This is a genomic window from Skermanella sp. (genome assembly GCF_059503625.1).
The window spans coordinates 1-3,552 of record NZ_JCACHA010000174.1 but is presented as its reverse complement, the minus strand read 5'-3'; the positions used below and the strand labels follow the sequence as shown (position 1 = coordinate 3,552).

General features: G+C 65.1%; 5 protein-coding genes. 2 read left to right on the top strand and 3 right to left on the bottom strand.

The features are described 5' to 3' along the window. Positions 1-76 precede the first annotated feature (76 nt). From AC5JJ6_RS04620 to AC5JJ6_RS04610, 3 genes are all read right to left on the bottom strand, one after another. The gene (locus tag AC5JJ6_RS04620) at positions 77-214 is read right to left on the bottom strand and encodes a hypothetical protein (protein WP_496040920.1); all 138 of its coding nucleotides are present in this window, start codon (positions 212-214) and stop codon (positions 77-79) included. 82 nt (positions 215-296) lie between these two features. After that, on the bottom strand, positions 297-515 hold the full coding sequence (locus AC5JJ6_RS04615; RefSeq protein WP_496040919.1) for a DUF1150 family protein: 219 nt from the start codon (positions 513-515) through the stop codon (positions 297-299). A 96-nt stretch (positions 516-611) separates the two neighbouring features. After that, positions 612-1,085 (bottom strand): Hsp20 family protein, encoded by a 474-nt coding sequence (locus AC5JJ6_RS04610; protein WP_496040918.1) that lies wholly within the window; start codon positions 1,083-1,085, stop codon positions 612-614. A gap of 282 nt (positions 1,086-1,367) precedes the next feature. On the opposite strand from AC5JJ6_RS04610, the gene trpB reads away from it, so the two are divergent. Further along, positions 1,368-2,579 (top strand): tryptophan synthase subunit beta, encoded by a 1,212-nt coding sequence (gene trpB, locus AC5JJ6_RS04605; protein ID WP_496040921.1) that lies wholly within the window; start codon positions 1,368-1,370, stop codon positions 2,577-2,579. Further along, positions 2,576-3,472, top strand: a complete 897-nt coding sequence (gene trpA / locus AC5JJ6_RS04600; RefSeq protein WP_496040917.1) for a tryptophan synthase subunit alpha — start codon at positions 2,576-2,578, stop codon at positions 3,470-3,472. Before trpB ends, trpA begins: the two co-directional genes overlap by 4 nt. Positions 3,473-3,552: the final 80 nt, after the last annotated feature.

Here is a 3,552-nt window from a genome sequence, read left to right as displayed (position 1 = left end):
GGGCCCCGGCTCAAGGCTGGGACCCTTCGATGTCGCTTCGACCGCGGGGCCGCTTCCGGTGTCGTGGAGTCCAGGTTCAGACGTCGTAGACCGGGCCCGGCGTCTTCTTGTTCTCGCCGCCGGCTTGGTCTTCCTCTTTTTCCGTCAGCGTCTTGTCCTGCTTGTCGTCGACGCCGGGCTGCGGCTTCCGATCGTTCTTGTCGTTTTCTGGCATGTGTCACCTCCGGTTGGATGTTCATCACAACAGGAGCAACAGGAGGTGACGGAAACCGTCTCGCACTCGTCGGAAAGGCGTCTCAGTGGACGCTGACCGGCTCCAGCTCGTGCTGGCGCACCGCCGCGAAAGCGGCCTCGCGTTCCTGCATCACGGTCAGGGGCGTACCGTCGGCGGCGTGGATGGCGTAGCCGGTCGAGCCGTCCACATCGACGACCTTGATATAGACAAGGTCGTTCACGCCGAAGGCCACGAAGTCCTGGCTGGAAATCTGACGCAATGTGTTCGGGCTGGTGTTCATGTTCTCAGTCTTTCTGTAACGAATAGCGATGCGTATCCGGACCGGCGCCTTGGAACCGAGGTTAAAGACCGGGGCCCCGGTGGAAATCCGCCGGCATCAGCCGCCGCTTTCCGGCGTCAGGTCGATCGTGCGGGCGTCCGCTCCATCCGGGCCGCCTGCCGGCTGCTGGATGGCGATGGTGCGCACCTTCGGCTCCGGGATCGGGCGTTTCAGGTCCACGTGGAGCAATCCATTATCCAACGTCGCTCCGACCACTTCGATCCCTTCCGCCAGAACGAAGCTGCGCTGGAACTGACGGGCGGCGATACCGCGATGCAGATATATCCTGGTCTTGTCGTCGACTTGGCGGCCACGGATCACCAGCTGGTTGTCTTCGGTCTGCACCGTCAGATCATCCATCGTGAAGCCGGCTACCGCAAGCGTGATCCGCAGACCATCTTCGCCTATCTGTTCGATATTGTACGGCGGGTACCCTTCCGCCGAGTTCTTCGAGATCCTATCGAGTGTGCGCTCGAACTGATCGAAGCCTAAAAGTAGCGGACTGTTGAACAAAGACAATCTCGTGGTCACGCGGCATCCTCCTCCACTGAGCGAGTAGCAGTCTGGGCGAGTAGCGACATGGGCCCGAACCCGGCGCCCGTGGCAGCGGCCCCTTCCGGCGCCGCCATGCCCATATGTGGGAAATCAGGCGCCCAAGGGCAAGGCTGCCCTGCATCGACGGGATTTCATGCGTATCGTCCTTTAAAATCGATCGACTGGCCGCTATGTTGGCCCCTTCCGGAAGGCACGAGAGTTGGCACAGTGACATCTCCGACCACGAACAGGGCACCCGGCGATATGCCGCAGAGCATCATGCAGCAGCTCAATACCTACCGCTCGGGTCCCGACGAGCAGGGGCACTTCGGCATCTATGGCGGACGCTTCGTCGCCGAGACGCTGATGCCGCTAATCCTTGAGGTCGAGCAGGCGTACAACGCCGCCAAGGTCGATCCCGCCTTCAAGGCCGAACTGCGCCACTACCTGACGCATTACGTCGGCCGGCCCAGCCCGCTCTACCATGCGGAACGGCTGACGGTGAACCTCGGTGGCGCCAAGATCTACTTCAAGCGGGACGAGCTGAACCACACCGGCGCCCACAAGATCAACAACTGCATCGGCCAGATCCTGCTGGCCCGTCGGATGGGCAAGCGCCGCATCATCGCGGAGACGGGGGCCGGCCAGCACGGCGTCGCCACCGCGACCGTCTGCGCGCTGTTCGATCTGCCCTGCACGATCTACATGGGCGAGACCGACATCGAGCGGCAGAAGCCCAACGTCTTCCGCATGAAGCTGCTGGGCGCCGAGGTCAAGCCGGTCAAGTCGGGATCGCGCACCCTCAAGGACGCCATGAACGAGGCGTTGCGCGACTGGGTGACCAATGTCGAGGACACCTTCTACATCATCGGCACGGCAGCCGGACCGCACCCCTATCCCGCCATGGTCCGCGACTTCCAGTCCGTGATCGGCGAGGAAGTGCGGGAACAGATGATCGCGGCGGAAGGGCGTCTGCCCGACAGCCTCGTCGCCTGCATCGGCGGCGGTTCCAACGCGATCGGCCTGTTCTACCCGTTCCTGGACGAACCCTCGGTCAAGATGGTCGCGGTGGAAGCGGCCGGCCATGGCATCGAGACCGGCGCCCATGCGGCGTCCCTGACCGGCGGCCGGCCCGGCGTGCTTCACGGCAACCGGACCTACCTGCTCCAGGACGACGACGGCCAGATCACCGAGGGCCACTCGATCTCCGCCGGGCTGGATTATCCCGGCATCGGTCCGGAGCATTCCTGGCTGCACGACGTCGGCCGGGTCGAATACATCTCCGCCACAGACAACGAGGCGCTGGACGCCTTCCAGATGTGCTCCCGGATGGAGGGCATCATCCCGGCGCTGGAGCCGGCGCACGCGCTGGCCGGCGTCATCCGGATCGCGCCGAGCCTGCCCAAGGACCACCTGCTGGTCATGAACCTGTGCGGCCGTGGCGACAAGGACATCTTCACCGTGGCGGAAGCCCTTGGAGTGCAAATATGAGTGCAGCCGCCGTACAGTCCGGGGTCCACGAAGGTTTTGAAATCGGGCAGGCCGCCCGCGCCGCCGACAGCGGCCGTCTGGCCGCCAAGTTCGGCGCGTTGAAGCAGGAAGGGCGGGGCGGTCTGGTGACCTTCGTCTCCGCCGGCGATCCCGACTACGCGACCTCGCTGAAGCTGATCCAGGGCCTGCCGGCTGCCGGCGCCGACGTGATCGAGATCGGCATGCCGTTCACCGATCCGATGGCCGACGGCCCGTCGATCCAGGCATCGTCGCTGCGGGCGCTGAAGTCGGGCATGACGCTGCGCCGGACGATCCAGCTCGTCCAGGAATTCCGGGCGACCGACGCCACGACGCCGGTCATCCTGATGGGCTATTACAACCCGATCTATTCCTACGGCGTCGAACGGTTCCTGACCGACGCCAAGGCCGCCGGGGTCGATGGGCTGATCGTGGTCGATCTGCCGCCGGAAGAGGATGTCGAGCTGTGCATCCCGGCGCTGAACGCCGGCGTCAACTTCATCCGGCTGGCGACCCCGACGACCGATGACAAGCGCATGCCGACGGTGCTTCAGAACACCAGCGGCTTCGTCTACTACGTCTCCGTCGCCGGCATCACCGGGGCCGGCTCCGCGACCGAGGACGCCATCAGCTTCGCGGTCGAGCGGCTTCGCCGCCACACCGACCTGCCGGTCGCCGTCGGCTTCGGCATCACCACCCCGGATGCCGCCGCAGCCGTGGCGCGTCTGGCCGATGCCGCCGTGGTCGGCTCCGCCATCGTCAATCGTATCGCCGCCAATCTCGACGAGAACGGCGTGCCCGCGCCCGGACTGGTCGACGACGTGCTGGCCTTCGTGCGCACCCTGGCCGACGGCGTGCGCGCCGCGCGCGGCTGAACTCAAGACATCGACGAAGACCCGCCCCCATGAACTGGCTCACCAATTTTGTCCGGCCCAAGATCCGCGCCCTCTACACC